General features: G+C 60.0%; 23 protein-coding genes. 12 read left to right on the forward strand and 11 right to left on the reverse strand.

Annotated elements, in window-relative coordinates; translation table 11 throughout:
- Positions 1 to 181 precede the first annotated feature (181 nt).
- The 3 genes from BT204_RS11990 to BT204_RS12000 are packed head-to-tail and all read left to right on the forward strand — an operon-like array spanning position 182 to position 3,747.
- Entirely contained in the window at positions 182 to 841 is a 660-nt protein-coding gene (locus BT204_RS11990) for a paraquat-inducible protein A (protein ID WP_072446914.1), read from the forward strand.
- A complete protein-coding gene (locus BT204_RS11995; RefSeq protein ID WP_054897181.1) occupies positions 828 to 1,451 on the forward strand; it encodes a paraquat-inducible protein A in 624 nt (207 codons plus the stop codon). The genes BT204_RS11990 and BT204_RS11995 overlap by 14 nt, the downstream gene beginning before the upstream one ends.
- Positions 1,444 to 3,747 carry a PqiB family protein gene (locus tag BT204_RS12000; RefSeq protein WP_072446949.1) on the forward strand — a complete coding sequence of 768 codons (2,304 nt, stop codon included), beginning with the start codon at positions 1,444 to 1,446 and terminating at the stop codon, positions 3,745 to 3,747. The genes BT204_RS11995 and BT204_RS12000 overlap by 8 nt, the downstream gene beginning before the upstream one ends.
- Positions 3,748 to 3,935: 188 nt before the next feature.
- Here BT204_RS12000 and mksF read toward each other — a convergent pair whose 3' ends face one another.
- From mksF to mksB, 3 genes are read right to left on the reverse strand one after another with little or no spacing between them, the layout of a single operon-like run.
- Entirely contained in the window at positions 3,936 to 6,776 is a 2,841-nt protein-coding gene (gene mksF, locus BT204_RS12005) for an Mks condensin complex protein MksF (protein WP_057977435.1), read from the reverse strand.
- The gene (gene mksE / locus BT204_RS12010) at positions 6,773 to 7,480 is read right to left on the reverse strand and encodes an Mks condensin complex protein MksE (protein WP_003188281.1); all 708 of its coding nucleotides are present in this window, start codon (positions 7,478 to 7,480) and stop codon (positions 6,773 to 6,775) included. The genes mksF and mksE overlap by 4 nt, the downstream gene beginning before the upstream one ends.
- Entirely contained in the window at positions 7,470 to 8,747 is a 1,278-nt protein-coding gene (mksB, locus tag BT204_RS12015) for an Mks condensin complex protein MksB (protein WP_032893713.1), read from the reverse strand. Before mksB ends, mksE begins: the two co-directional genes overlap by 11 nt.
- Before the next feature lie 187 nt (positions 8,748 to 8,934).
- Here mksB and BT204_RS12020 point away from each other — a divergent pair, with 187 nt between their 5' ends.
- Together BT204_RS12020 and rimI are read left to right on the forward strand one after the other, a co-directional pair.
- The gene (locus BT204_RS12020; protein WP_072446951.1) at positions 8,935 to 9,687 is read left to right on the forward strand and encodes a flagellar biosynthesis protein FlhF; all 753 of its coding nucleotides are present in this window, start codon (positions 8,935 to 8,937) and stop codon (positions 9,685 to 9,687) included.
- Positions 9,680 to 10,132: a ribosomal protein S18-alanine N-acetyltransferase gene (gene rimI / locus BT204_RS12025; RefSeq protein WP_054897177.1), complete on the forward strand. Its 453-nt coding sequence runs from the start codon at positions 9,680 to 9,682 to the stop codon at positions 10,130 to 10,132. Before BT204_RS12020 ends, rimI begins: the two co-directional genes overlap by 8 nt.
- Positions 10,133 to 10,251: 119 nt before the next feature.
- Here the strand turns inward: rimI and BT204_RS12030 are convergent, their stop codons facing one another.
- Complete coding sequence (locus BT204_RS12030) at positions 10,252 to 10,656, reverse strand: hypothetical protein (protein ID WP_054897176.1); 405 nt, start codon at positions 10,654 to 10,656, stop codon at positions 10,252 to 10,254.
- Between the two features lie 138 nt (positions 10,657 to 10,794).
- Between BT204_RS12030 and can the strand changes: the two genes are divergently transcribed.
- The gene (gene can / locus BT204_RS12035) at positions 10,795 to 11,439 is read left to right on the forward strand and encodes a carbonate dehydratase (protein ID WP_003188288.1); all 645 of its coding nucleotides are present in this window, start codon (positions 10,795 to 10,797) and stop codon (positions 11,437 to 11,439) included.
- Here can and BT204_RS12040 read toward each other — a convergent pair.
- The 3 genes from BT204_RS12040 to acpA all read right to left on the reverse strand — a co-directional run bounded on the left by BT204_RS12040 (position 11,436) and on the right by acpA (position 15,085).
- Positions 11,436 to 11,960: a hypothetical protein gene (locus BT204_RS12040; protein WP_034128124.1), complete on the reverse strand. Its 525-nt coding sequence runs from the start codon at positions 11,958 to 11,960 to the stop codon at positions 11,436 to 11,438. The genes can and BT204_RS12040 overlap by 4 nt on opposite strands.
- Before the next feature lie 135 nt (positions 11,961 to 12,095).
- Positions 12,096 to 13,265, reverse strand: a complete 1,170-nt coding sequence (locus BT204_RS12045; protein ID WP_034128123.1) for a hypothetical protein — start codon at positions 13,263 to 13,265, stop codon at positions 12,096 to 12,098.
- A gap of 119 nt (positions 13,266 to 13,384) precedes the next feature.
- Entirely contained in the window at positions 13,385 to 15,085 is a 1,701-nt protein-coding gene (acpA, locus tag BT204_RS12050) for an acid phosphatase (protein WP_057977429.1), read from the reverse strand.
- 155 nt (positions 15,086 to 15,240) lie between these two features.
- Between acpA and BT204_RS12055 the strand changes: the two genes are divergently transcribed.
- Both BT204_RS12055 and BT204_RS28125 read left to right on the forward strand, forming a co-directional pair.
- Positions 15,241 to 15,531, forward strand: a complete 291-nt coding sequence (locus BT204_RS12055; protein WP_032893707.1) for a nucleotidyltransferase family protein — start codon at positions 15,241 to 15,243, stop codon at positions 15,529 to 15,531.
- 81 nt (positions 15,532 to 15,612) lie between these two features.
- The gene (locus BT204_RS28125) at positions 15,613 to 15,750 is read left to right on the forward strand and encodes a hypothetical protein (RefSeq protein ID WP_230633863.1); all 138 of its coding nucleotides are present in this window, start codon (positions 15,613 to 15,615) and stop codon (positions 15,748 to 15,750) included.
- Positions 15,751 to 15,818: 68 nt separating this feature from the next.
- Here the strand turns inward: BT204_RS28125 and BT204_RS12065 are convergent, their stop codons facing one another.
- Positions 15,819 to 17,237, reverse strand: a complete 1,419-nt coding sequence (locus tag BT204_RS12065; RefSeq protein ID WP_003188294.1) for a short-chain fatty acid transporter — start codon at positions 17,235 to 17,237, stop codon at positions 15,819 to 15,821.
- A gap of 186 nt (positions 17,238 to 17,423) precedes the next feature.
- On the opposite strand from BT204_RS12065, the gene BT204_RS12070 reads away from it, so the two are divergent.
- The gene (locus BT204_RS12070; protein WP_072446953.1) at positions 17,424 to 18,707 is read left to right on the forward strand and encodes an MFS transporter; all 1,284 of its coding nucleotides are present in this window, start codon (positions 17,424 to 17,426) and stop codon (positions 18,705 to 18,707) included.
- 124 nt (positions 18,708 to 18,831) lie between these two features.
- On the opposite strand, the gene BT204_RS27390 is transcribed toward BT204_RS12070, so the two are convergent.
- The 3 genes from BT204_RS27390 to BT204_RS12080 all read right to left on the reverse strand — a co-directional run bounded on the left by BT204_RS27390 (position 18,832) and on the right by BT204_RS12080 (position 22,465).
- Complete coding sequence (locus BT204_RS27390) at positions 18,832 to 20,403, reverse strand: AAA family ATPase (protein WP_072446954.1); 1,572 nt, start codon at positions 20,401 to 20,403, stop codon at positions 18,832 to 18,834.
- Positions 20,400 to 20,924 carry a hypothetical protein gene (locus tag BT204_RS27395; RefSeq protein ID WP_139271507.1) on the reverse strand — a complete coding sequence of 175 codons (525 nt, stop codon included), beginning with the start codon at positions 20,922 to 20,924 and terminating at the stop codon, positions 20,400 to 20,402. Before BT204_RS27395 ends, BT204_RS27390 begins: the two co-directional genes overlap by 4 nt.
- A 176-nt stretch (positions 20,925 to 21,100) precedes the next feature.
- On the reverse strand, positions 21,101 to 22,465 hold the full coding sequence (locus BT204_RS12080) for a GntT/GntP/DsdX family permease (RefSeq protein WP_072446956.1): 1,365 nt from the start codon (positions 22,463 to 22,465) through the stop codon (positions 21,101 to 21,103).
- A 217-nt stretch (positions 22,466 to 22,682) separates the two neighbouring features.
- Here BT204_RS12080 and BT204_RS12085 point away from each other — a divergent pair, with 217 nt between their 5' ends.
- The 3 genes from BT204_RS12085 (at position 22,683) to BT204_RS12095 (ending at position 26,050) form a co-directional block, all read left to right on the forward strand.
- Positions 22,683 to 23,588 (forward strand): cation diffusion facilitator family transporter, encoded by a 906-nt coding sequence (locus BT204_RS12085; protein WP_072446957.1) that lies wholly within the window; start codon positions 22,683 to 22,685, stop codon positions 23,586 to 23,588.
- 109 nt (positions 23,589 to 23,697) lie between these two features.
- The gene (locus BT204_RS12090; protein WP_072446959.1) at positions 23,698 to 24,924 is read left to right on the forward strand and encodes a TolC family protein; all 1,227 of its coding nucleotides are present in this window, start codon (positions 23,698 to 23,700) and stop codon (positions 24,922 to 24,924) included.
- A 19-nt stretch (positions 24,925 to 24,943) separates the two neighbouring features.
- Positions 24,944 to 26,050 (forward strand): efflux RND transporter periplasmic adaptor subunit, encoded by a 1,107-nt coding sequence (locus BT204_RS12095; protein ID WP_054897168.1) that lies wholly within the window; start codon positions 24,944 to 24,946, stop codon positions 26,048 to 26,050.
- Positions 26,051 to 26,067 lie beyond the last annotated feature (17 nt).

Here is a 26,067-nt window from a genome sequence, read left to right on the forward strand (position 1 = left end):
AAACCCCAATTGCGAAAGCAGTTGGGGTTTTGTTTTGGGCGCTCGAAAAGTGTCCACCTTGTCCCCGTACACCTGTGCGCCCCAACCTCCGACTTGACTGCCCCGACAAATTTGCACAGTTATTTCTGAGCGACACCACTAGAATAGCCACCTAATCATTTTTAGAGTCAGAGCCCTATCTATGCTCGATCCGGTTGATGCCCACGAGGTATCGGATTTACCGCTAGACGATCTGGTGGCATGCCATGAGTGCGACTTGCTGATGCGCAAACCAACGCTCGCCCTCGGCGAAAAAGCCCAATGCCCACGCTGCGGCTACGAGCTATACGCTCACCGTCACAATGTGGTCGAGCGCAGTCTCGCCTTGGTACTGGCAGCCCTGCTGCTGTACGTCCCCGCGAACTTTTTGCCCATCATGCAGCTCAATCTACTCGGGCAGTCTTCGGAGGACACCGTGTGGAGCGGCGTCGTTGGCCTGTTCGATACGGGCATGCAAGGCGTTGCCGCCGTGGTGTTCCTGTGCAGCATGGGCATCCCCTTGCTCAAGCTTCTGTGCCAGTTGGCAGTGCTGCTCAGTATTCGCTGGAACATCGGGCGCAATTACGGGCTGCTGCTATATCGCATCTACCACCACATGAAGGACTGGGGGATGTTGGAGGTCTACTTGATGGGTGTGCTGGTGGCGATCGTAAAGCTCGCCGACATGGCCTCCATCACAATTGGCCTGGGTCTGGTCTGCTTCGTGAGTCTATTAATGGTTCAAGTTCTGCTTGAGGTGGTGATGTCGCCCCATCAGATCTGGCAAGCGCTGTCAGGAGAGGATGACCATGCGGGCGATTGATGCAGGTATTCTGATTTGTACCGAATGCCATGAGTTGAACAAGCAGGAAGCGGATAGCGAGGAGCAGCTCTGCACACGTTGTGGCGCGTTGATCCATGCCCGTCGCCCCAATAGCCTTACACGTACCTGGGCGCTGTTGATCACCGCGGCGATCCTGTATATCCCCGCTAACCTGTTACCCATCATGACGGTCAGCTCCCTTGGCCAAGGCGACCCCAGCACCATCATGTCGGGTGTCATCCAACTGGTGCAGCACGGGATGTTTCCTATCGCTGCCGTGGTGTTCATCGCCAGTATCCTGGTACCGACCTTCAAGTTGGTCGGCATTGGCCTGCTGCTGTTCTCGGTGCAGCGTCACCAACCGCTGTCCGCGCAACAACGCATTGTGATGTATCGCTTTATCGAGTTCATTGGGCGTTGGTCCATGCTGGATATCTTCGTGATCGCCATCCTGGTGGCGCTCGTTAACTTTGGGCGGCTAGCCAGTATCGAGGCCAACCTCGGCGCTGCGGCGTTCGCCAGTGTGGTGATCTTGACGATGTTTGCCGCAGTAACTTTCGATCCCCGACTGATTTGGGATAACACGGAGTCGGACGACGACCATGAGTGATTTGCCTAAAGCTAAAACCCGCCCAGCCTCTAACTGGTCGGCCATTTGGGTGCTGCCCCTGATTGCCCTGATCATCGGTGGCTGGCTGGGGTGGCGTGCCTATTCCCAGCAAGGTATCGAGATTCAAGTTCGCTTTGAAAGCGGCGAAGGTATTCAGGTCAACAAGACCGAAGTGGTCTACAAAGGCATGACCGTGGGCAAGGTCAAAACCCTGGCCCTGGATGACGAAGGCAGCAATCGCGGGGTGATCGCCACCATCGAGATGAACAAGGACGTGGAGCAGTACCTCAAGACCAACACCCGCTTCTGGTTGGTCAAGCCCAGCGTCAGCCTTGCCGGTATCACCGGCCTGGAAACCCTGGTTTCAGGTAACTACATCGCCGCCAGCCCCGGTGATGGCGAGCCCACGCGCAAGTTCAAGGCGCTCTCCGAAGAGCCGCCGTTATCCGACGCCAAGCCCGGCTTGCACCTGACCCTCAAGGCCGATCGCCTGGGCTCGTTGAACCGTGGCAGTCCGGTGTTCTACAAGCAGATTCAGGTCGGCCAGGTCAAAAGCTACCTGCTGTCTGAAGACCAGAGCACCGTCGAGGTCAAGGTCTATATCGAGCCGACCTATGCCAACCTGGTGCGCAAACACACGCGTTTCTGGAATGCCAGCGGCATCAGTATCGACGCCAACCTTTCCGGCTTGAAAGTGCGCAGCGAATCCCTCTCTAGCATTGTCGCTGGTGGTATCGCCTTCGCCACTCCTGAAAACCGCAAAGACAGCCCGCCCACCGACCCGAGCCTGCCTTTCCGCCTATACGAAGATTTCGACGCCGCCGCAGCGGGCATCAAGGTCAAGGTCAAACTCACCGACTTTGAAGGCCTGCAGGCCGGGCGTACGCCGGTCATGTACAAAGGCATCCAGGTCGGCAGCCTGAAAACCCTGAAGATCGACCCGGACCTGTCCAGCGCCAGTGCCGAGCTGACCCTCGATCCATTGGCTGAAGACTACCTGGTCGAAGACACGCAATTTTGGGTGGTCAAACCGTCCATCTCCCTGGCGGGCATCACCGGCCTGGAGGCCTTGGTCAAGGGCAACTACATCGCGATTCGCCCAGGCGACAAAGGCTCCCCGCCACAACGCGAATACGTAGCCCGCGCCAAGGCGCCACCTTTGGACCTACGCTCCCCGGGCCTGCACATGGTGTTGCTCACCGACAGCCTGGGCTCGTTGGATGTCGGCAGCCCGATTCTGTACAAACAGGTCAAAGTCGGTTCGGTGCAGAGTTACCAGTTTTCACGCAAGAAAAAACAACTGGTGATCGGCGTTCATATCGAGAAGGAATACGAAAGCCTGGTCAACGGCTCGACGCGCTTCTGGAATGCCAGCGGCGTCACCCTTACGGGCGGGCTCACCGGCGGTATCCAGGTCAAAAGCGAATCCCTGGCCAGCCTGATGGCGGGCGGTATCGCCTTCGAAACGCCGGAACCGAGCGTGCCATTGAAACATCGCATCCCGCGCTTTCGCCTGTATGCCGACCGTGATGCCGCCAACCAGCACGGCACTCTGGTGACCATCAAAGTCGACCGCGCCGACGGCCTGAGCGCCGGCACACCGGTGCGCTTCAAGGGGCTGGATGTGGGCAAGATCGAAAGTGTCGACCTCAGTGCCGACATGCAGTCGGTGCTGCTCAAGGCGCGTATCACTCAGGTTGCGGACCGCATTGCGCGCACGGGCAGCCAGTTCTGGGTGGTCAAGCCGGAACTGGGGCTGATGAAGACGGCTAACCTGGAGACCCTGGTCACTGGCCAATACATCGAGGTGCAACCGGCCGCGAAAAACACCGGCCCGCAGAAGAGCTTTGTCGCCCTGGCCCAGCCGCCCGAAGCGGTGCATCAGGAAGCTGGCCTGAGCCTCACACTCAGCGCCGCCCGCCGTGGTTCGTTGAAGGAAGGGGTACCGGTGACCTACCGTGAAGTGACGGTCGGCAAAGTCACCGGCTATGAGCTGGGCCAGACCGCCGACCGTGTGTTGGTGCACATCCTGATCGAGCCCAAGTACGCACCTCTGGTACGCAGTGGCAGCCGCTTCTGGAACACCAGCGGCTTTGGCCTCGACTTCGGCTTGTTCAAGGGCGCGACCGTGCGTACCGAGTCCCTTGAAACGCTGGTGGCCGGCGGCATCGCCTTTGCCACCCCGGATGGCGAGCGCATGGGTAACCCGGCACGGCCGCAGCAGACGTTCCCGTTGTTCGACAAGTTTGAGGATGAATGGCTGACCTGGGCGCCTAAGATTCCACTCGGTAAATAAACCGAGGCGCGGCTATCGCGGGCAAGCCCGGCTCCCACAGGGATATGCATTTTCAGCAAGTATGCATTCCAACTGTGGGAGCCGGGCTTGCCCGCGTTGAGGCCCACAAACACACCGCAAATCCCAAGCCCCAAAAAAAGGCCGCGATCCCAAAAGATCGCGGCCTTTTTGCCTCTCAGTACAACCCGTCAGACTTCATCCAGCTCCGGCTCGTCCGCCTGCACATTCATCGTCGCCTTCACTACATCATGGCGACGGATGTACTTCCAGTCCGCCTCATCGATGTAGATCCCGTTCGGCCCGCTGCCGCCCTCCAGGTCGATCGCCACCTGGGCGGACACCTGCGGCTTCACACTCGCCAGGATCGGTACAAAGCCCAATTGCAGGCTGGTTTCCAGCAGTGCTGCCTGGTTCTTTTCATCGATGTCTGCCGCTTCATCGAGGTAGTACGGCAACCGCACGCGACCGGCCTGGTCGCGGTCCATCAGGTGCAGCAACAAGTACATGTTGGTCAGCGCCTTGATGGTCATGGTAGTGCCGTTGGACGCAGCGCCGTCGATGTCGGTATGGATCACCGGCTGGCCGTTGACCTTGGTGATTTCGAACGCCAATTCGAACAAGTCCTTGAGGCCCAACTGGTTATGGTTGGCGGCGACCAGGCGAGCCAGGTATTCCTTGGCTTCTTCGTTCTTGTTGTCCTGTTCGGCGCTCTGGCTGAGGTCGAACACTGAGAGGGTCTCGCCTTCTTCATACTGACCGGCACTGTGGATGATCTGGTCGATATGCTTGAGCGCTTCCTTGTTCGGCGCCAGTACGATGCGGAAGCTTTGCAGGTTGGAGACCTGGCGCTTGTTGATCTCGCGGTTGAACAACGCCAACTGGTGTTCCAGGCTGTCGTAGTCACTACGGATGTTGCGCAGGGTACGGGCGATGTCGGTGACCGCTGCACGGCGCGCCTTGCCGAGGGTCAGCGCCTCGTCGGTACGGTGCGCATAGGCGTTGATCAGCAGTTGCAGACGACGCTCGACATCATCCTCACTGTCGAACTTGGCCACGCCCTTGAGACGCACCTGGGCGTACAGCGCTTCGATCTGGCCATCGGCGCGCAGCAAACCCTGCCAGCTGTCCTGATAGTCATTGAGCAGCGGCAGCAGGTTGTCCATGGAGTCGTCGACCGGGTCCATGAACGGCGTGCCGAACGGCAGGTCCGCCGGCAACAGCTGACGACGGCGCAACGCGTCATCCAGCGTGCGTTGCTTGGCTTCCATATCGCCGATCTGACGGCCGACCAGTTGCAGCTTGGCCGACAGTTGCTGGACGCGCTCGGTAAAGGCATCGCTGGAACGCTTCAACTCGTCCTGGGCCGCTTCCATCTGCGCCAGGTTTTCCAGCTTCTCGCCTTCTTCGGCGCTCAGGGTCTGGGTGCGGCGGAAGTCTTCCAGGGCCTTTTGGGCATCCAGTACCTGCTGGTACAGCGCTTCGGTCTGGGTCTTGCTTGCGGCGCGGTCGGACGCCACGGCCTGCTGGGTTTTCAGTTGCTTGAGCTCTTTTTCCAGGCGCTCTTTCTGGTCACGCAACGCGGCGCGATCCGCCAGGGCTTGCAGTGCCGGCGGCTCGATGTGCGAGATGTCGATGGACAGCCCCGGCACCTCAAAGCGCTCGCCCTTGAAGCCATCGAGAATCTGCTCCAGGGATTTGACCCACTGGCCGTCCTCGTCCAGCGTGATGCCATGTTCGCCCAGCGGCAAGCTGAACAGCGAGCTGTTGAACAGGCGCATCAGGCGCTCGACATCCTGCTGCGAAAATTCTTCGCGCAGCTTGGCGTAGCTGTTGTTGTCCGCGTGATCGAGCTGCTGCTTGACCGACTTCAAGCGCTTTTCCAGGTCGCGCAGGCGTTCTTCCAAGTCCTCGGCGCTGAACTGTCGCGACTGCGCCAAGGCGCCCGCCAGTTCATCGTGGGCATCCTTGGCGGCGAGCAATTGCTGCTCCAGCATCTTGACGTCATCCACCAGGGCAAAGCGGTGCTTGAGCACCGACAACTCGCCCAACCAACGCTGGATGCCACTGATTTCCCGCTCCAGGCGCATCAGCTCCTGTGTGCCGCCGCGCTGGTCGTTTTGCAGCGCGTCCTGCTCGTTGCGGTAGTGTTCGGCCTGGATGGTCAGCTCTTCCTTGCGCGCACTGGCGTAGTCCGACCAGGTGCCCAGCAACGAATCCAGCAGCGGTGACAGGCGATGCAGTTTGCCGCGCAGGGCGTCGCGCTGTTTCACGCCATTGGCCAGGGCTTCAACCAAGGGGCCGGCAGCCACCAGCGAGTTGTAGTCCTGCTCCATGCGTCGCACATCACGGAAGGCTTCTTCACAGGCCGCGATGTAGTCGACACTGCCCGAACGCAGGCTGTGTTCGAAGGCATCAAGGAACAGTTGCTTGAGCTTGGCCGCGGTGATTTCGCGCATGTGCAGCAGGTTGATAAACAGCGCGCGGAACGTCTTCAGGCTCTGCTCGCTGGTGGAGCGCAGCGGAATCAGCGTCAGGTCCAGCGGGACCGACGTATGCCCGCCCACCAGCAAGCGCCGCAGTTCATCGGGCTTGAGCTCGTAGGCTTTCAGGCCCTCGCGCTCAAGGTTGGTGAACAGCTCTTTCTGACGCAGGCAGGTGTCGTTTTTCTGGTAGTGGGCCAGGTCCAGCTTGCCGGCGTAGGCAAAGAACTGGTGACCAAAGCCGCCGCCCGGGCCGCGGCCGACCACGCCGATAACGTGCGGGCCGTGGGGCAGAGAGACTTCTACCAGGATGTAGCTGGTGTCGGTGGCAAAGTAGAAACGCCGCGATTGTTCCAGGGTGTACTTGCCGAAGCTCATGTCCGACATGCGTGCCAGGATCGGGAATTGCAAGGCGTTGATCGAGGCGGATTTACCCAGGTTGTTGGCGCCGTACACCGACAGCGGTTCTTCCAGCGGGAACAAGCCCAGGCTGTAACCGGCGGTGTTCAATAGGGCGAAGCGGCGGATGCCGTAGCGTTCCTTACTCATGCGTCGGTCTCCTGTTCTTCGGCAATGGCACGGGCCAGGGCATCTTCTTCGCTTTCTTCGGTGAAGGCGCTCAGATCCAGCGGGTCATCAGTCTTCAGCAGTTTCTCGTCGCTGTCCTCGTCGATAATCACCGGTGCCGGCAGCGGCAGTACGCTGTGTACGCTGGCGGCAAGGTCGCGGTCCTGCTGCACCGACAGGCACACATCCAGGAAGCGGTGCATCGGCGGCAGGAAGCGGTAGATACCGTTGTCTTCGCTGGCAAAACCCAGTTGGGTCATGCGGCGCATGATTTTTTCTTCGAGCTCTTCCTGGGTCTGCACCTCGGCCTGGATAAACAGGTCACGGTATTTCTCCAGCAACGAAGGCAATTCATCGCGGCCCAGGCTGCCGCCGTCGAGCACCGCAATCGGGTCGCGACCCTGGTCGGCCAGGTGTTCGACGATGATGAAGGTGAACAGGGCCAGGCGCTGGGCGGTTTTGTTCACCTGCGCGGCAGCCACGGCAGTGTCCGGCACGAAGTAATAGAAGCCGCGGGTATCGCACACCAGCTCAAAGCCCAGGGCCTTGAACAGCGTGCGGTACTGGTCCTGGAAGTTCGACAGTTGCGCGTACAACTCCGGGTCGCGGCGGCTGACGTGGTAACCCTTGAACAGCTCGCGAAAGATCGGCGCCAGCTGGGACAGTTCGGATAGATCAAGATGCATAAGGCGTGCTCGCAGAATTCTCGGTGGCATCGACGCCGGCCGGGAGCAGGGCGAAGGAGCGCAGGCTGACCTGGTGCTCGTGGGTGTGGTAATCGCGACGTTCCAGGCGCTCGCGCTTGAAGCGTTTTTCCCGGGACAGGCGCGAGAACCAGTACAGCAATTCATCGGTGGCGCCGTCCGGTTCCTGCTCCAGCAGCCAGGTCATCAGGTCGGGCATCGGCAGCGCGTCTTCGCAGCGTTCGAGCATTTCCTTGACCGTACGCGGTGCGCGCTGGGCTTCGCCTTTGTGGGACTTGTGCGCCTTGGGGAAACGCGCCGGCTTGGGTTCGAAATTGGCCAGGGCATACACATAGGCCTCGACCTGGCTCGCACTGCCCAAAAAGGTGCTTTGCGGCCGGGTGAACATCGGCATCGCCGCTTGCGGCACCGCGTCCAGGCCTTTGCGGCGAATCGCCGACAGGGCCAGCGCCGCACCGCGAGTCACGGCGTTATGCCGGCGTGCTTCTTCACGCAGCGGCAGCAGCAACTCCCGCGCATGGCGCAAGGTCAGCTGGGCGCTGGTTTGCATCTCGAGGATGCGCGCATGGGTGCGCAGCAGCATGTCGTCATCTACCAGGTGGCCAAGACGCTGTTGCTCGGTGAGCATGCGCAGCAGCACGTTTTCCACCTTGCGTACGCCTTGCTCGAAGGCGCCGTCGGCGTTCACCAGTTGGATCATCGGCTCGACGTATTCGTCCCAGGTCGCCAATACCTCGGCGTAACGCTGGCGCAACGGGATCTGGCGGTCGCTGGTCTTGGCGCGGTCGGCCACGGCGGCGAGGGCCTGTTCGTCGTTGGCGAGTTTTTTGAGCACATCGCGCACGCGCATATCCAGCAGGCGCAGTTGCCGGGCCAGGTCGTGGCCGTCACGGATGTCGAAGGCGTCCTGGATGTAACCGGCCAGACGCTCCAGGTGGCGCAGGTAGGCTTCGATTTCCAGGCACAGGCCAAGCCGGTGCTCCTTGCGAAGATAGGCGAGGAAGTCGTGGATCTGCGCGTTGAGCTCGAAACGGTTCGGGCTCTTGGCGACAGGTACCAGGATATCCAGGCGAATCCACACGTCCAGTAGGCTGGTGATGTCCTGGGGCGTGCTGTCCAGTTGTTGGGCGGCCAACTGTGCGCGCAGCTCGGCCAGGCTCAGGGTGCCTTGGTCGAAGTGTTCGCACAGAGGCTCAAGTAAGGCCCAGTGTTCGGCGAGGGCGCGCAGGACGCGCTTGGGTTCGATCATGGGAATGGCCGGCTGGTTGGCGATTAAAAGTCGCGATTGTACTGCATCAGGCGCGGGATTTATCCACAGCCGGTCAGTGCGCAGTGGGCGATTGTTGCCGAACAGCGGTAGAATCCCCGCTCTTTACTTATCCACAAGTGGCCGAGCTGTGCTTATCGAGTCCCGACGTCGCGCTTACTTGACCGCCATGCAGGTGGTCAACTGGCTGCCCCGCACCGAACTGCCGTTTGCCGCGCCTTCGCGGCCCGAGTTGTTGCAGGCGCTTGAGCCTTATGAGGCGTTCGAGTCGTCGGGGGAAGAAGCGGCCGCGCCCGTGGCGGTGGTCAAGCCCACCCCTGAGACGCGCCCGGTGGTCGAACGGGCCAAGATCGAAGTGCCGCGCCCTGCGCCGGTGACCAAGGCTGCCAAGGTGGTGGAGGAGGCTGCGCCGGTGGCCAAGGCGCCGGTCGTGCCGCCGCCACGCTTTGCCCTGCAATTGCTGCGGGCCGGGCGTTGCCTGTTGCTGGTGGAACTGCCGACCGGCGAACGTTTCCAGTCCCGCGACCCGGCCTACCTGTTGCTCAAGGACATGCTGCGCGCCGCCGGCCTGCCCGACAGCCCGCAAATCGTCGGTGAGCCGGTGCGCTGGCCGCTGCTGGTGCGCGGCACCATGGACCAGGGCCCCGAGGCCGCACGAGATTTCGTCCAGGGGTTTGTCTCGGCACGCCTGGAAGACGAGCCTTGCGTGTGCCTGTGCCTGTGGCTGATCGGCCTGCCCGCTGTGCGGTTTGCCGGTGAAGCAAACGCCGAGGCCTGGTACCGCGAGCTGCAGGTTGAAGGCCTGGGTTCGGTGTGGGCCCTGCCGGGCCTGGAATTATTAATGGAAGAGCCACAGCGTAAGGCTGATGTCTGGCAAGCCATGCGCCGGCTGATGGCGCGCTGGAAAACAACTGATGAGTGAGGCTTTATCCTTTCGCCCGATGACCGAGGCCGACCTCGAGGCCGTGCTGAAAATCGAATACGCGGCGTTCAGCCACCCCTGGACCCGCGGGATTTTTCTCGACGGGCTGGGCAAGTACCAGATCTGGCTGATGTTCGAAGGCGAGCAGCAAGTGGGGCACGGGGTGGTGCAGATCATTCTCGATGAAGCGCACTTGCTGAACATTACTGTGAAGCCGGAAAACCAGGGCCGTGGTTTGGGCCTGGCGCTGCTGGAGCATTTGATGTCGCGTGCCTATGCCGCCAATGCGCGAGAATGCTTCCTCGAAGTGCGGGACAGCAATACCGGCGCGTTTCGCCTGTATGAGCGTTATGGCTTCAACGAGATCGGCCGTCGCCGGGATTACTACCCCGCTGTGGGTGGCCGCGAAGATGCAGTCGTGATGGCGTGCACCCTGGTCGATTAAATACAGAGCCCCCTATGTGCAGAACCTCTGTGGGAGCCGGGCTTGCCCGCGATGCAGGCACCTCGGTCTTCAAGTAACACCGCGGTGATACCATCGCAGGCAAGCCAGCTCCCACAGGGTCAGCGCTTGCCGTTCAGCGGGTCCAGATCAGCCAGTTCCGCCTCATCCAACCCATTCCCGCCACCAATGTCATTCTCTCCCACGACGCTCAAGTCATAGTCGGCGGCATTGTCTTCGCCTTCCTCCTGCGCATCCCGCGCGCCGTCCTCACGGATCAGCGTCTCCGGGCTCATATCGTCGTCGGTGGATTCATGATCATCCGTCGATGCGCCGGTCAGCCCGGCTTCGCGCACCCGTTCGTCGGGCATCAGATGGTCGCGCTCACGGCGGGGCAGCTCGTCGCCGATTTCCGCAGTCTGGTCCTGCTCGTCAAAATCCAGCTCGCGCATCTCACCCATGCGGTCTTCGTTGTCATCGATCGGTTCCGGCTGCGTTGCGCCGTAGGGACGTCGTGATTCAGTCATGGCCAATCCTCATACTGTGGGGCTTATAGTGTGTGGACAGGCATGGCAGCCAAAAAATTCAAGCTAATTAGCGCCTGGCGTGACCCGGACGAGGGCTTGTCAGTCACAAACCTGCGCATCATTCCTGAGGCTTCCCTGATGAACGAACTACAAGACCTGCTTGATAACAACGAACGCTGGGCGGACGCGATCAAACAGGAAGATCCCGAATTCTTCGCCAAGCTCGCCCGCCAGCAGACCCCGGAATACCTGTGGATCGGCTGCTCCGATGCCCGTGTACCGGCCAACGAGATCGTCGGCATGTTGCCCGGTGATCTGTTTGTGCATCGCAACGTGGCCAACGTGGTGCTGCACACTGACCTCAACTGCCTGTCGGTGATCCAGTACGCGGTGGACGTGCTCAAGGTCAAACACATCCTCGTCACCGGTCACTACGGCTGTGGCGGCGTGCGTGCGTCGATGCAGGACCGCCAGTTCGGCCTGATCGACGGCTGGCTACGCACCATTCGCGACCTTTACTACGAAAACCGCGATGTGCTGGCCCAGTTGCCGACCGAAGAAGAGCGTGTGGACCGCATGTGCGAGCTCAACGTGATCCAGCAGGTGGCCAACGTCGGCCACACCAGCATTGTGCAAAATGCCTGGCATCGTGGGCAGAGCCTGTCGATCCATGGCTGCATCTATGGCATCAAGGACGGTCGCTGGAAGAGTTTGAACACCACCATCAGTGGCTTCGAGCAATTGCCGCCGCAATACCGCCTGCGTCCGTTGGGCGAAGCCTAAGGTCGTTTGTGCTCACGCCACCAGGCCATGAAGGCCTGGCCTTCGGCGTTCAGCGGCTCCTTGCTGCCGGTGATCCAGCCCCGGCAGTTCAGCTCGCCGCAATGGCAAGCGAACTGCCGGGCCAGTGTGTCTTCGGTGGTGGCGTAATCCAGCGTCAGCAAGCTGCCGGCGCCGATGGGTTGCACCGTCCATAGCTCCAGGTACGTCGTGTCTAGAAACACGTTCGGGTTGCAGGAGTGCTGTAACAGGCCGCAGAGCCAACAATCGTACAAGTGGATGCGGGGTGACAGTTGCAGCGTGTACGGGCGCCGTTCGCTCACGGCATAACCGGAAACCTTAGCAATGCGCGTGCGACTCTCAAAGGCCACGCGCGCCGTGACCCTGGCCGCAACCCCTTCAGCCTCTTGCTTGACCTCAAAGTGCTCGGTCGAGGGGTAACCCTGTTCCACGAGCAGCGTCTTGAAGGGATAGAGGCAGTCATTCACAGCCGTTTCAGCCTTATCCATGGCTCGAGTTTTCATCACTCTCCTGAGCGGGGCTGCATGGACCTGCGGGTGTGACGGCCAGTCTTGCAGCAAATGGGCGCGGCCCTAGATTCGCCGAAGTGGGATCCGGTTTCTACTGTCAAAGTTGACAGTAGAAACGGTTTCTTCGCCTTAAAGCGCGGGGGCTATGACGGTGGGCGTGGGAGCGGCATTTCTCAACAGTTTCAACTGCGCTTTGATAGGCGCTGTGGCGCACTTGGCGTTGGCCTGCTCGGGCGTCAGGTGGCGCACCGAGGTGTAGAACAATTCACACGTCTGCTCCTTGCGCGTGACTTGCCAAGTGTTCAGGCAGGCCTTGAGCAATACGTTCGCATCGCTGGCGGGTTTCTGGCCCATGCCTGCTTGCCAGCAGGCGGCGCTCAAGTCCTGGCCCATCACTTTCAAACCGGCGTCATCAGCCTTTTGTTCATCACCGTCATAGCTGTCGGGGCTGGCCGCATACCAAATGTAACTTGGGTGGTTGGCGCCCAATACCGCGACGGTTTTGCCAGGCTCCGGGCTGATCTGCGCCAGGCTCAGCACGCCCACGGTTTGCCCGTATTGTTGCTTGATCCAGCTACGCACTGGCGCGCCGAAGGCCACCATGGGTAATGCGCCGCCAGGGCGCAGGCTCAGTTCCTTGACCATGCGGGTCTGGTAGTCGGTGAAATATCCGTAGACGGTTTCCAGGTCTTTGCCGGCATTGGACGGCGCAGCGATGGGCGCGATATCGATGATGGTCTGGTACGCCGGCGTTTCCGTGGCCGGTACGCCATTTTCGCTTAACAAGGTGGCCCAGCGGTCGGTGGTGGCCGATTCCAGGTAATCCTGGGCCTGGGTCAGCGAGTAATCCGGAGGGAAGTGCAACAGCTCGATGCTTTTGCGGTTTTCCAGGGCCATGCCCAACGGCAGGAACAGGTACCAGTTGTAGGCCCATTTGCCATCGCTGTTGAGCTGGCTGGCGCCTTGGTAAGCCAGGTCGGCGGTATTGAGCAGCGTGGTCAGTGGCTGGCCGTAACTGTCGGGCACGCCGCTGAAGGTCGCCGTGACCTGACCGTCGTGGGTCTTCACACTGACCTTGGCCCGGCTGTAACCGTCACGTTGCAGGCTCTGGTTCAAATAGTGTTCGGCGGTCTGCTCCAGTGACCATGGCCGGAAGCAGATCACATTGCAGTTGTTGGGGTACGCGAACAACTGGGTGACGCGCTGCGTGCTGCCCAGTGGCACCTCGATGTCGGCCTGTACGACCGCACTCGCCAGTAGTGCGGCGAGGGTGAAGGACAGCCTGGTCGGTTTAAACATAGTCGATTCCTTGTCAGCGAAGCCCGTCTGCGCGGGATGGAAGCCCACCTGCACACAGTAGCGGCTGACCGGGAAAATCGCGTGTTAAATCGCCCGGCATGTCGTTATTGGATAAGCCCCTACAGGCTGAACTGCAAGGCATTGCTCAGATCGCCCATGGGTTTCTGGCCGCGCGCGATCATCGCGTCATCGCGCTGCTTGAGGCCGTCCAGGGTTTCCAACTGGAACACCCGGGTGATCAAACGCAGGATCGATGCCGTGTCGTACACCGTATGGTCCACCGTGCCTTTGCGGGCAAACGGCGACACCACCAGCGCCGGAACCCGCGAGCCCGGGCCCCAGCGGTCACCCTGGGGCGGCGCCACGTGGTCCCACCAGCCGCCGTTTTCATCCACGGTCACCACCACCACCATGTTTTTCCACTGCGGGCTTTCTTGCAGCACCTTCAAGGCGCGGGCGATATGGCGGTCGCCCGAGGCCACGTCGGCATAACCGGCGTGCATGTTCAAGTTGCCCTGGGGTTTGTAGAAGCTCACGGCGGGCAGCTTGCCGGCCTGGGCGTCGGCGAAGAACCGGTTGGTGCTTGACTCATCGCCCAAACCGCCGTCGCGCAGGCGCCTGGCACGTTCTGCCGGGTTTTGCGGCCCTTGCTGCTTGAAGTAATTGAACGGCTGGTGGTGGTACTGGAAATTCGGAATCTTGGGGATGCCGCCGGAGTCCTTGAACTGCTCCAGGGTGGCTTGCCACGCACCGGCGTACCAGGCCCAGTCGATGTTCTTCTTCGACAGCTTGTCGCCAATATGCTCGTGGGTTTGCGGCACCAGCACATTGGGCAGGTCGGGCTTGGAATAATCCGGGTTTTGCGGGTCGCGGATCCAGGTGGGCCAGTAGGGTGGGGCCAGGGTGTTTACGCCGTAACCATCGGGTGTCAATGCGCTGGGGCCGAATTGTGGCGGGCCGGTCATGGCGCTGGCCGGTGACGTGTCCAAGGGCTTTAGGCGCGTGCCGCTGGGGTCATCGCTTTGCAGCGTGGCGATCTGCGCCTTGGCCACCGACTGCGCGGCATTGGGATAAAACGGCGCGGTGGCGCTGATCAGGTACTGGTGGTTAAGGAACGAGCCACCAAACGCGCCCTGGAAGAAGTTATCGCACAGCACAAACTCCTTGGCCACGTCCCACAGGCGCAGGGCATAACGGCTTTGGGCGTAATGGCCCATCACCAGCCCACCGGAATCGCCCCAGGCGACAAAACCATCATTCTTGCCGCCGTTGATCTGCATCTGGTTCTGGTAGAACACGTGCCATAGGTCGCGGGTCACCAGGCTCAATGGCAGGTCTTCGCCCTGCGGGCCTTTGAGGGCGAACGGCGCGTTGGGCAGGTTTTGCTGGAATTGCACTTCGCTGGGGTAAGTCACCCCGTCCACCGTTTGTGGGCCGACCTGCAACACACCGCCCCAGCTCGGTGGCAGGGCAGGCAATACGCTGCCATCGCGGTCGCGCTGCTGGAAGTCCTTGGCGGTTAACGCCGACAGCGGTTTCTCCACCCCGGGGAAATCTGCGAACAGGTTGTTGAAGCTGCGGTTCTCGGCATAAATCACCACCACGGTTTTCACCTGCTCGCGCAGCGCCTTGTCCAGTTCCTGGGGCGTGAGCGGCCGCGCCACGGGTGGGTTCGGTGCTTCGCTGGTATTGCCGCAGGCACTCAAGGTCGCCCCCACCCCCAACACCGCCGCACCGCCGAGGAAGCGCCGACGGCTGGTGTCTACCGGCGTTTTGGGGGCGCAGTCGTGGGCAGGGTGGTCGTTGTGCTCGTCACTCATTGCGAGGAATCCTTGGCGAGATGTTGCAAGATATTTCGCAGGACGGTAGCAATGGAATGTGACGGAACAAAGACACGCGTGTGATGGGCGGGGCGTGTCTACACGGCTCAAGCGCTGCTAGACTGCCCTTCTAATGCACATCACTGAGGTGAGTCGTGAGACCTTCAACTGCACTTGATCTGCAACGAACGGCTGTACGAGAAGTGGTCGGACGTTTCCGTATTTCCAATCCCAGAGTATTTGGGTCGGTACTGATGGGGACTGACCAAGAAGGCAGTGATCTTGATTTGCTGGTAGACGCGCCGCCGGGCACAACGCTCTTTGATCTCGGTGGGTTGCAGGTCGAGCTTGAGGACTTGCTCGGCGTTAATGTCGACCTGCTTACGCCTGGCGACTTGCCTTTGAAGTTTCGCGATAAAGTGCTAGCGGAGGCCCGGCCAGTATGACGGAAAGTCGGCTAGGGGATTATCTGGCAAGCGGCCACTGACGCGATCACTTTTGTAGAGGGCTTGAGCAAAGAAGAGTTTTTGGAGGACCGGCGAACACAACAAGCTGTGGTCATGAGCCTGATCATCATTGGTGAAGTGTCGACGAAAATCATGGATCAGCATCCGGACTTCGCGGCACGCCATTCACATATTCCTTGTACAGAGTGCATTACCTGATCTATTGGCACGCCTTCCTGTAAATCCTTGACCGCAACTGTTTACCAACAGTTGCGGTCACCCGTTATTCAGGGCATCACAGGCGGCAAATACTTCAGCGTCGTTCCCAACGCCCACAGCAGAAACAACACCAGCGGCGTATGCACCAGCAACTGCACGAACGAAAACCCGATCAAATCCCGTGCCTTCAGCCCCAGCACACCCAGCAACGGCAACATATAAAACGGGTTGATCAAGTTCGGCAGCGCCTCGGCGGCGTTGTAGATCTGCACCGCCCAGCCCAGGTGGTATTGCAGATCATTGGCCACTTGCATCACATACGGCGCTTCGATGATCCACTTGCCGCCACCTGAGGGGATGAAGAAGCCCAGCACTGCTGAGTAAACGCCCATCAGCAGGGCGTAGGTGTCGTGGGAGGCGATGGAGGTGAAGAACGTCGAGATATGGTGCGCCAGAGTCTGGCCGTCGCCGCCCTTGACCACCGTCATCAGTGCGGCAATCGAGCCGTACAGCGGGAACTGGATCAGCACGCCGGTGGTGGTCGGCACCGCACGGGCCACGGCATCGAGGAAGCTGCGCGGGCGCCAGTGCAGCAGCGCGCCCACCATGATGAACAGGAAGTTATAGGTATTGAGCCCCGAGATGGCGCTGATCGCCGGCTTGGTCGAGAACTCATGGAACAGCCAGCCGGCCGCCAGCAACGCCAGCAGAATCGTCAGCAACGGGCTGTGTTCCAGCCATTCACCGGGGCGCGTCGGCGCCTGCGGCTTGGGCAGGTTGAAGGCCGGGTCAATGCCGCAGGCCTTGGCATCCCGGGCGCTGTTGGGGCCAGGCGCGGTGGCGTAGGCGATGATCAGCGACACTACGATCAGCGCCAGCAACAGCACGCCGGATTGCCACAAAAAAATGGTCTCGGTGAACGGGATCATCCCAGTGATCGACAGAATCGACGGCGGCAAGCTGGCCGGGTTGGCCTGCAACTGCGCGGCCGACGACGACAGCCCCAGCGCCCATACGGCCCCCAGGCCCAGGTACGCTGCAGCGCCAGCGGCACGGTAGTCCATGCGCAAATCCGTGCGCCGGGCCAATGCCCGCACCAGCAAACCGCCGAACACCAGGGACAGGCCCCAGTTAAGCAACGACGCCACCATGGAAATCAACGCCACCCAGGCCACAGCCGAACGGCCATTCTTGGGAATGCGCGCCAGGCGGTCGATCAACTTCACTGCCGGCGGTGAGCTGGCGACCACGTAACCGCCGATCACCACAAAGGCCATCTGCATGGTGAACGGGATCAGGCTCCAGAACCCATCGCCAAATGCCTTGGCCGCTTCGGCCGGTGCGGCGCCCATGCCCAGGGTCGCGACGGCGACGATGATCACGGCGAGGGCGGCAAACACCCAGGAGTCAGGAAACCAGCGCTCGGCGAAGTTGGAGCAACGCAGGGCAAATCGGGCATAGCGGCTGTCTTCGATAGCATCGGCCACGAGTCTTTCCTCTTGTAGTTATTATGGGGTTTGGCAGTTTTACGGCATGTTCCTCTACGGCCATTGATTTGGGAATGTTGTTATCTTCAACGATCAATGAGTAAAACAAATATATCCGTCACGATTGCCATCGATGGGCTCAGCTCATAACCTGCACGCCATTTTGTTTGCCTGCCGAGCCTGCACATGACTGCCACCTTTTCCCCACGGGCGCAGCGTTTTTCCCGCTCCGACTACAAAACCCTGGGCCTGGCCGCCCTCGGCGGCGCCCTGGAAATCTACGACTTCATTATCTTCGTGTTCTTTGCGCTGACCCTCAGCCAACTGTTCTTCCCGCCGGAAATGCCCGAGTGGCTGCGCCTGTTGCAAAGCTTCGGCATTTTCGTGACCGGCTACCTCGCCCGCCCACTGGGCGGCATCCTGATGGCGCACTTTGCCGACCACCTGGGGCGCAAGCGCGTCTTCAGCCTGAGCATCCTGATGATGGCCTTGCCCTGCCTGTTGATCGGCGTCATGCCGACCTACGCGCAAATCGGCTATTTCGCCCCGCTGATCCTGCTGGCGTTGCGCGTGCTGCAAGGCGCAGCAGTGGGCGGCGAAGTGCCCAGCGCCTGGACTTTCGTCGCCGAGCACGCACCGCGTCACCATCGTGGCTATGCCTTGGGGTTTTTGCAGGCCGGCCTGACCTTCGGTTACCTGCTGGGGGCGCTGACCGCCACCTTGCTCGCGCAAGTCTTCACCCCTGCCGAAATCCTCGACTACGCCTGGCGGTTCCCCTTCCTGCTCGGCGGCGTATTCGGTGTGATCGGCGTATGGCTGCGCCGCTGGCTCAGTGAAACCCCGGTGTTCCTGGAGATGCAGGCGCGTCGCCAGGCCGCCGCCGAAATGCCCTTGCGCACCGTGCTGCGCGACCATCGCGCCGTGCTGCTGCCGGCGATGATCCTTACCTGCGTGCTGACGTCTGCCGTGGTAGTGCTGGTGGTCATTACCCCGACCATGATGCAGAAAACCTTCGGCATGAGCCCCAGCCACACCTTCGCCCTCAGCGCCCTGGGCATCGTCTTCCTGAATATTGGCTGCGTGCTCGCCGGCCTGCTGGTGGACCGCATCGGCGCATGGCGCGCGGTATTGGTCTACAGCCTGTTGCTGCCGGTGGGCATTGCGCTGCTGTACGCCAGCCTGATCGCCGGCGGTGTGTGGCTCGGCGCGGCGTATGCCGTGGCGGGCCTGAGTTGCGGCGTGGTGGGCGCGGTGCCGTCGGTGATGGTGGGCCTGTTCCCGGCGCAGGTGCGGGTGTCGGGGATCTCCTTCACCTACAACATTGCCTACGCGCTGTGGGCGAGTACCACACCGCTGCTGTTGATCGCGCTGATGCCGACCAGCCCGTGGATCTGTGTGGGGTATTGCGTGGTGATGGGGGCGGTGGGGGTGGCGAGTGTGATGCGTTATCAGAGGCTCTCGTTACGTTGAGTTCCAGGTGTAAGTTGTAGGAAAGCATGCTTTGGTGCTTTGCGTATCAGTTGCTCAAGAGTAAGGCATTGCTGGGGGGGGGCAGTGTGGTAGAGGTTTTTAATCTCTACCACTAGGTTGGCTACTACTTTTCTTCCTTTGTGGGTATTTGGCAGAGAAATCCTTCCGATACTTTTGGGAGCGCTCTGAGTTCTGAGGCTTTAAACTGAAGCTCTTTTGGTATCATTTCTTTTACGTTTGGTCTTCGGCGAAAGCCTGTAAATAGTGAGTAATCCAATATGAATGCCTCAAAGCGTTCGCCAGCTTTACGTGGCGTAATTGACTGGTGTATTAGATGAACCATGCGTAAGTCACTCAGTACTTTTACGAGCGAGCGCTCCTCTGACTCGTCACTTCTAATTAAAAAAGCGTTAATTTTTTTGTCGTCTAAGCAAAGTTCTTCTAACTTGTTCAGCATTTCGCGGAGCATGCCAGCTTCGTTGCGCGCGTCGCGTTGCAAATCATCCATTTTCTGTTGGCCGAATTCTCCAATAGCTACGTTTACATCAGATAAAGTAATCGTGGCATGTCGGGTGCGTGTTGCATGCTCCAGCGAGCGGCCAAACATTTGTAAAAAATCTCTCGGTACGCCGGCATTTGCCCAAGCCAATCGACGAAATGCGGATTCGGGAATCACTGCGCTTGTGAGAGAGTAACCGACGGAGTTCAAGAAGCTATCTAGGATTGCTCTTAGATGTGCCTCCGCAGCTTCAGGATTTTCAAGCGTTAAATCCAAGGAAATGTATTGCGCATCTCCTGGTATCTGTAGGCCTTTCCTGGTTTTAGGTGAATAGACATTAAGAAGTGAGCTAAGCCCAGCGACCTTTAACCATCCATTTGCTCCTTTTAGAGCTGCATTGACAGAGTGCAATAGTTCGGGTTGAGATTTTTGGTCTATAAGGTGAAAGTCATCAAGGAAAACAAAGGCATTGCTTCTTGTGATTTTCGTTATGTCTGCCAGAATTCTTTTAATCGAGATCGGGGCTCGATCAATTGAAATAACGCTCGATGAAATTTCAGATGCGACTGTGAGTAATTTTTGTGTGAGTTTTAAAGATTCTTTATCGCTATTAATTGCTTCGCATGCAGCAGCTAGAGATGTGCACATGTCGTATGCGACTTCTCTGATGAGATCGTCTCCGGTTAGTGTGGAGTAAGACTGCATGTCTAAAACAGTTACTATGGCAGGCGTTTCAGCTAATAGTTCAGTTGCACGTCTTATAAGCGTGGATTTTCCAACTCCTCTCCGTCCTCTGACAATATGAGAGGCAGGTTGAGCGAGTTGGTGATCCTCACGTTTTTGGAAAGGCACGTATGGAACTGCATAACCCCGTGAAGAACTACCTTGGGAAACTTCGCGTGTAGAACGCGTCAGCAATATAAGAAGGGCACTAGCTTCGATGGATGCCGGGAAGTTTTTTGGTTTTATTGGCGCAAGCGCCATAGCTCCTTTGAACGTATTTTCTTTTTCTAGTTTTCTCTGGCTTTCATATAGAGCATATCTGTAGAGTGGGGCGTCGCGCCCTACAGAAAATTTAAGAAACTCTTGATTTCCCACTTGAGTTCTAGTGCATGGAACGCCGGTAACACCTATCTCTCGTTCGAAGGCAATTATTGCTTCGTGGATGTCTCTCTGTTCATTGATTTCGATGTTCATAGGCCGATATTACACTTTGAATTTAAGTAGGAACGTGCAGCCGCTATAAATTCTTCGGCTTCAACGATGGCGGCTGCTGGTTTCAATGTGAAGTCAGCTTGTGTACTTGACCAATTGTCATAGTCGGCGCGTAATCGATGCTCATAAAGAAGTGATAAGCGCCCGGCCCATGTAACTACCTCTGGGAAATCACCCGGCAGCTCAGAGGAGGCCTTTCCGTGATCGTCACCTTTTAGGCTAACGAATCCTTGCGTCATATAGCGCATTCCTTTCGACGCGTTATAAGCAGCATAGTATGCACGGGAAAATACCGCTCGGATGCACCCCGCCGCTTGGATTTTTTTTGCTTCAGAGAGGTGTTGCTCTCCTAATCGAAACCACGCCACACAGACGTGCTGCGCATAGAACCCAAGCTCCGGTGTTGTGCATCCTAAGGTTGTGAGCTTTCGACTCAACTCCAGATGATTGGCGGAAAATTTCAAAAATTCTAGTTCGTGAACCGGAGGTGCTTTAGTCGCCATTTAGTCGCATCACTTGGTTGTCCTTAACTCTTGGATGGTAATTCATCTGTGGGGAAGGAGGGAGAATGAGTTTATCTATTTTTGTCTTACCTGTTGCGTCTTAAGGATACGCGGCTGTACCCGTAAGGCCGTTTTTCTCAGTGCATCATTTGTGCAGGTGTGGTCGACGAACCAGATCAGCAATGCCAGAGCAGCAACGTACCCACAAGCCCAACCACCGAAACAATCGTCTGCAACACCGACCACACCCAGATCGTCTGTTTCAACTGCAAGCCAAAGTACTCACGCACCATCCAGAACCCGGCGTCATTGACGTGGCAGAAGAACACCGAGCCGGCGCCGATGGCCAGGGCGACCAATGAGCTTTGCGTTGCCGCCAACCCGGCCATCATCGGCGCGAGGATGCCGGCGGTTGTGGTGGTGGCGACGGTGGCCGAGCCGGTGGCCTGGCGCAGGGCCACGGCGATCAGCCAGGCCAGCAGCAGGTAGGGCATGTGCGCGCCTTCGGCGACTTTGCTGATGGTCTGGCTGACGCCGGCGTCCAGCAGGGTTTGCTTGAGGCCGCCGCCGGCGCCGATAGTCAGCAGTAGTACGGCGATGGGCGCCAGGGCTTTGCGCAGGGTGTTGCCGACGTCGGCGCGTGGCATGCCCGCCGCCCAACCCAGGCAGACGACCGCGGCGATTACGGCCAGGCCGAGGGCGACCAGCGGTTCACCGAGGAATTTCAAGGTCAGGGCGAGGGTGCTTTCCGGCGCCAACGCGACTTTAGCCAAGGTGCTGCCGAGCATCAGGATTACCGGCAACAGAATGATCAGCAGCGACACACCGAAGCTCGGCTGGCGCGGGGCCTTGGGCGGTGCGCTGAACAAGGCGCCGATATCGGCCGGCTCATCCACGTGCAGGCGCTTGGACAGCCAGTTGCCATACAGCGGCCCGGCCAGGATCACTGCCGGCACCGCCAGGCAAAAGCCCAGCAACATGGTCAGGCCCAGGTCGGCGTGCAATGCGCCTACGGCAATCAGCGGCCCAGGGTGAGGTGGCATCAAGGCATGCAAGGTGGTCATGCCCGCCAGTGCAGGGATGGCGATCTTCAGCAACGGCTGGTTCGAACGCTTGGCCATCACAAAGATGATCGGCACCATCATCACCAGGCCCACTTCGAAGAACAGCGGCAGGCCGATCACCATGGCGACCAACGCCATCACCCAGGGCAATGACTTGCCTTTGCCCAGCCCGAGCAACGTGGTGGCAATACGGTCGGCCGCGCCGGATTCGGCCATCAGCGCGCCGAGCATCGCACCCAGGGCAATGATGATCCCGGCTTCCCCGAGAATCGTCCCGGCGCCTTTGCTGAAAGCCTTTGCCACTTCTTCCGGTGGCAGGCCGGCGCCGACCCCGGCGATAAAGGTGCCGATCAGAATCGACAGGAAGGGTGGCAGTTTGGTCGCGCTGATCAGCACAATGATGCTGGCGATCGCCAACAGCACGCAGAGCATGAGGCGGGTGTCGTGAACCATCCACGCGGCAGTCGATAACTCCAAGACGGAACTCCTTATCGAGCAGGTTGGCTAATATGTTTCTTTTTGTTTCGGCCCAAAAAGCTTACCTGATACATCTTCCCCAACGCGTGCATGAACGATTTTGGTGCGCCCGAAGCTAACGACCCTCTGGCGCTCAGATGACAATTTTGCAAACCATGCCAGTGGATCTGGCCTATAGCTCTATGATCCGCCCCATCCCAACCCACGAGGACATTTCATGAGCGCAGGACACAGCCACGCCCAAGTACGCGCCGGCCACGAACGCAAGTTATGGATCGCACTGGGGCTGACCGGCAGCTTCATGCTGGCCGAAGTCATCGGCGCTTTTATCACCGGCAGCCTGGCGCTGTTGTCGGACGCGGCGCACATGATGACCGACGCCCTGGCCCTGGCGATTTCCCTGGTGGCGATCCAAGTCGCCAAGCGCCCGGCAGACCGCAAGCGTACCTTCGGTTATGCGCGCTTCGAGATCCTGGCGGCCGCCTTCAACGCATTGCTGTTGTTCGCCGTGGCGTTCTACATCTTGTACGAGGCTTACCAGAGGCTGCAGGCGCCCGCCGAAATCCAGTCCACCGGCATGCTGGTGATTGCGCTGCTGGGGCTGGTGGTCAACCTGATCTCCATGCGTCTGCTCAGCGCTGCCAGTGGCGAGAGCCTTAACGTCAAGGGCGCCTACCTGGAAGTCTGGAGCGACATGCTGGGCTCCGTCGGCGTGATCATTGCCGCGCTGGTGATCATGTTCACTGGCTGGGGTTGGGTTGACTCCGTGGTCGCGGCCGCCATCGGCTTTTGGGTATTGCCGCGCACCTGGACGTTGCTTAAGGCGAGCATGAACATCCTGCTGCAAGGTGTGCCGGAGGGTGTGGACATCGAGCGGGTGGAGCAGGCCATCCGCAGCGTGCCGGGGGTCAGGGACGTGCACGATCTGCATATCTGGGCCCTCACCAGTGGCAAGAACGTGCTGAGTACGCATCTGGTCGCGGATGCGTCCCAGGGCACTGAGCAACAGATCCTCAGCCGAGTGACGGAGTTACTGCACGAACAGTTCGATATTTCCCACGCCACGATCCAGGTCGAGGGCGAGGGTTTTCAACATGACGATCACGACGAAGTGCATGCCTGAGCCTGGCTAACGGATTTGTAATCTTTCGCCCACGGCCCTGATAAGTACCGAAAGCTACATTGCCCCCGCTGGGAAACCTCAGCGACTTCATGGGCGTGGAACTCTCGTTATGGCAATTTTCGTTAGAACACTGTTGGGGGCGGCGGCACTGGTAGTGTGGATATCCGCAAACGCCGCCCAGGCACAACCCCTCACCCTCGATGCAGCCTTGCAAACCGCCTTCGCCAACAACCCGGACCTGGCGGCCGCACAATGGGAAATCGACATCGCCCAAGGCGGCCGGCAACAGGCCGGCCTGATCCCCAACCCGGTGGCCTCCTGGGACGCCGAAGACACCCGCCGCAACAGCCGCACCACCAGCATCAAACTCAGCCAGACTCTTGAACTGGGCGGCAAGCGCGGTGCACGCATCGAGGTGGCCACCCGCGCCCAGGATGCCGCCGCGCTGACCCTGGAGCAGCGTCGCAACCAGTTGCGTGCCGAGGTCATCGACAGCTACTACGGCGCCCTGCGCGCCCAGGAACGCCTTGACCTGGCGCAACGCTCCATGACGCTTGCCGAGCGCGGGCTAGTGGTCGCCAATGGGCGCGTCACCGCTGGCAAGTCGTCGCCGGTGGAAGCCACTCGCGCCCAGGTGCAGGTGTCGGAAATCCGTCTGGAATTGAACCGCGCACAGATTGGCCTCACTGACGCCTACCGTCGCCTCGCCACCAGTACCGGCAGCGCCGCCACCGACTTCCAGGCCGTCGCCACGCCAAGCACCTCGGTACCGGCGTTACCCGCCGCCGCGCCATTGCTGGCACGCCTTGAGCAAACTGCCGAATTGCGCCTGGCCGAACTCAGCATTGTGCAGAACGAAGCCAGCGTGGGCCTGGAAAAAGCCCAGCGCATTCCTGACCTGGACGTGTCGATCGGCAGCCAATACGACGCCAGTGTGCGCGAACGGGTGAACCTGGTGGGCGTGTCGATGCCGATCCCGCTGTTCAACCGCAACCAGGGCAACATCCTCGCGGCCACTCGACGCGCCGACCAGGCCCGCGACCTGCGCAACGCCGCCGAGCTGCGCCTGCGCACCGAAACCCGCCAGGCCCTGGACCTGTGGCAAACGGCAAATACCGAAGTGCGCGCGTTCAACCAGCAGATCCTGCCCGCCGCACAAAGTGCGGTAGACAGCGCCACCCGTGGCTTCGAGATGGGCAAGTTCAACTTCCTCGACGTGCTCGACGCCCAGCGCACCTTGATCGCGGCCCGCACCCAATACCTTGCGGCCACCGCCCAGGCCACCGAGGCCTGGGTACGCATCGAACGCATTTACGGCGACCTCGCCCGCTTTTGATTTTTCCTGGAGTCTCCTGATGAACAAAAAACATGGCATGGCGCTCGCCGTCGCCCTGGGCCTGATGCTTTCCGGCTTCGCCCACGCCGAGGAAGAAGAAGGCAAGCTCGAACTCACCGAGCAGCAGATTCAAGCCGCCGGCATCCAGTTGGCCCAGGCGCAACCGCGTGCCATCAGCACCGTGCTGACGCTGCCGGGCGAAGTGCGTTTTGATGAAGACCGTACCTCCCATATCGTGCCCCGTGCGGCAGGCGTGGTGGAGGCGGTGAAGGTCAACCTGGGCCAGTCGGTGAAGAAGGGTGAGCTGTTGGCGGTGATCGCCAGCCAGCAGATTTCCGACCAGCGCAGCGAATTGGCGGCCAGTGAGCGCCGGGTCGAACTGGCGCGTACCACCTTCCAGCGCGAGCGTCAGTTGTGGCAGGACAAAATCTCTGCCGAACAGGATTACCTGCTGGCGCGGCAAACCCTGCAAGAAGCCGAAATCGCCCTGAACAATGCGCGGCAAAAAATGACTGCGCTCAGCGGCAGCGCCGTATTGGCCGGCGGCAATCGTTATGAACTGCGTGCGCCCTTCGCCGGTGTGGTGGTGGAAAAACACCTGGGGGTGGGCGAGGTGGTCAGTGAAACCAGTAATGCCTTTACCCTCTCGGATCTGTCCCAGGTGTGGGTCACCTTCGGCGTATTTCCCAAGGACTTGAACAAGGTTCGCGTGGGCAAACCGGTGAAAGTCAGCTCGACGGAAATGGGCACCGAAGTGCTGGGCACCGTGGCCTATGTGGGCAACTTGCTCGGTGAGCAGACGCGCACCGCCACCGTGCGCGTAACGGTCCCCAACCCTGACGACGCCTGGCGCCCGGGCTTGTTTGTGGCCGTGCAAGTGGCCACCGACACCTACCAGGCCAAGGTCACCGTGCCGCAAACCGCTGTCCAGACCGTCGAGGACAAACCCTCGGTGTTTGTGCGTACCGAGGACGGCTTTATCACCCGCCATCTTGAACTGGGCGTCAGTGAAAACGGCTACGTCGAAGTGCGCAAAGGCCTGGAGGCCGGCGCGCAGGTGGCGACGGCTGGCAGCTTCATCCTCAAGTCCGAACTGGGCAAAGGCTCGGCCGAACACGCCCATTGATCCTGCGAGTGATTCCC

The sequence above is a fragment of the Pseudomonas sp. NFPP02 genome, from assembly GCF_900119355.1.
In the GTDB taxonomy this organism is placed as follows: Bacteria; Pseudomonadota; Gammaproteobacteria; order Pseudomonadales; family Pseudomonadaceae; genus Aquipseudomonas; species Aquipseudomonas paracarnis.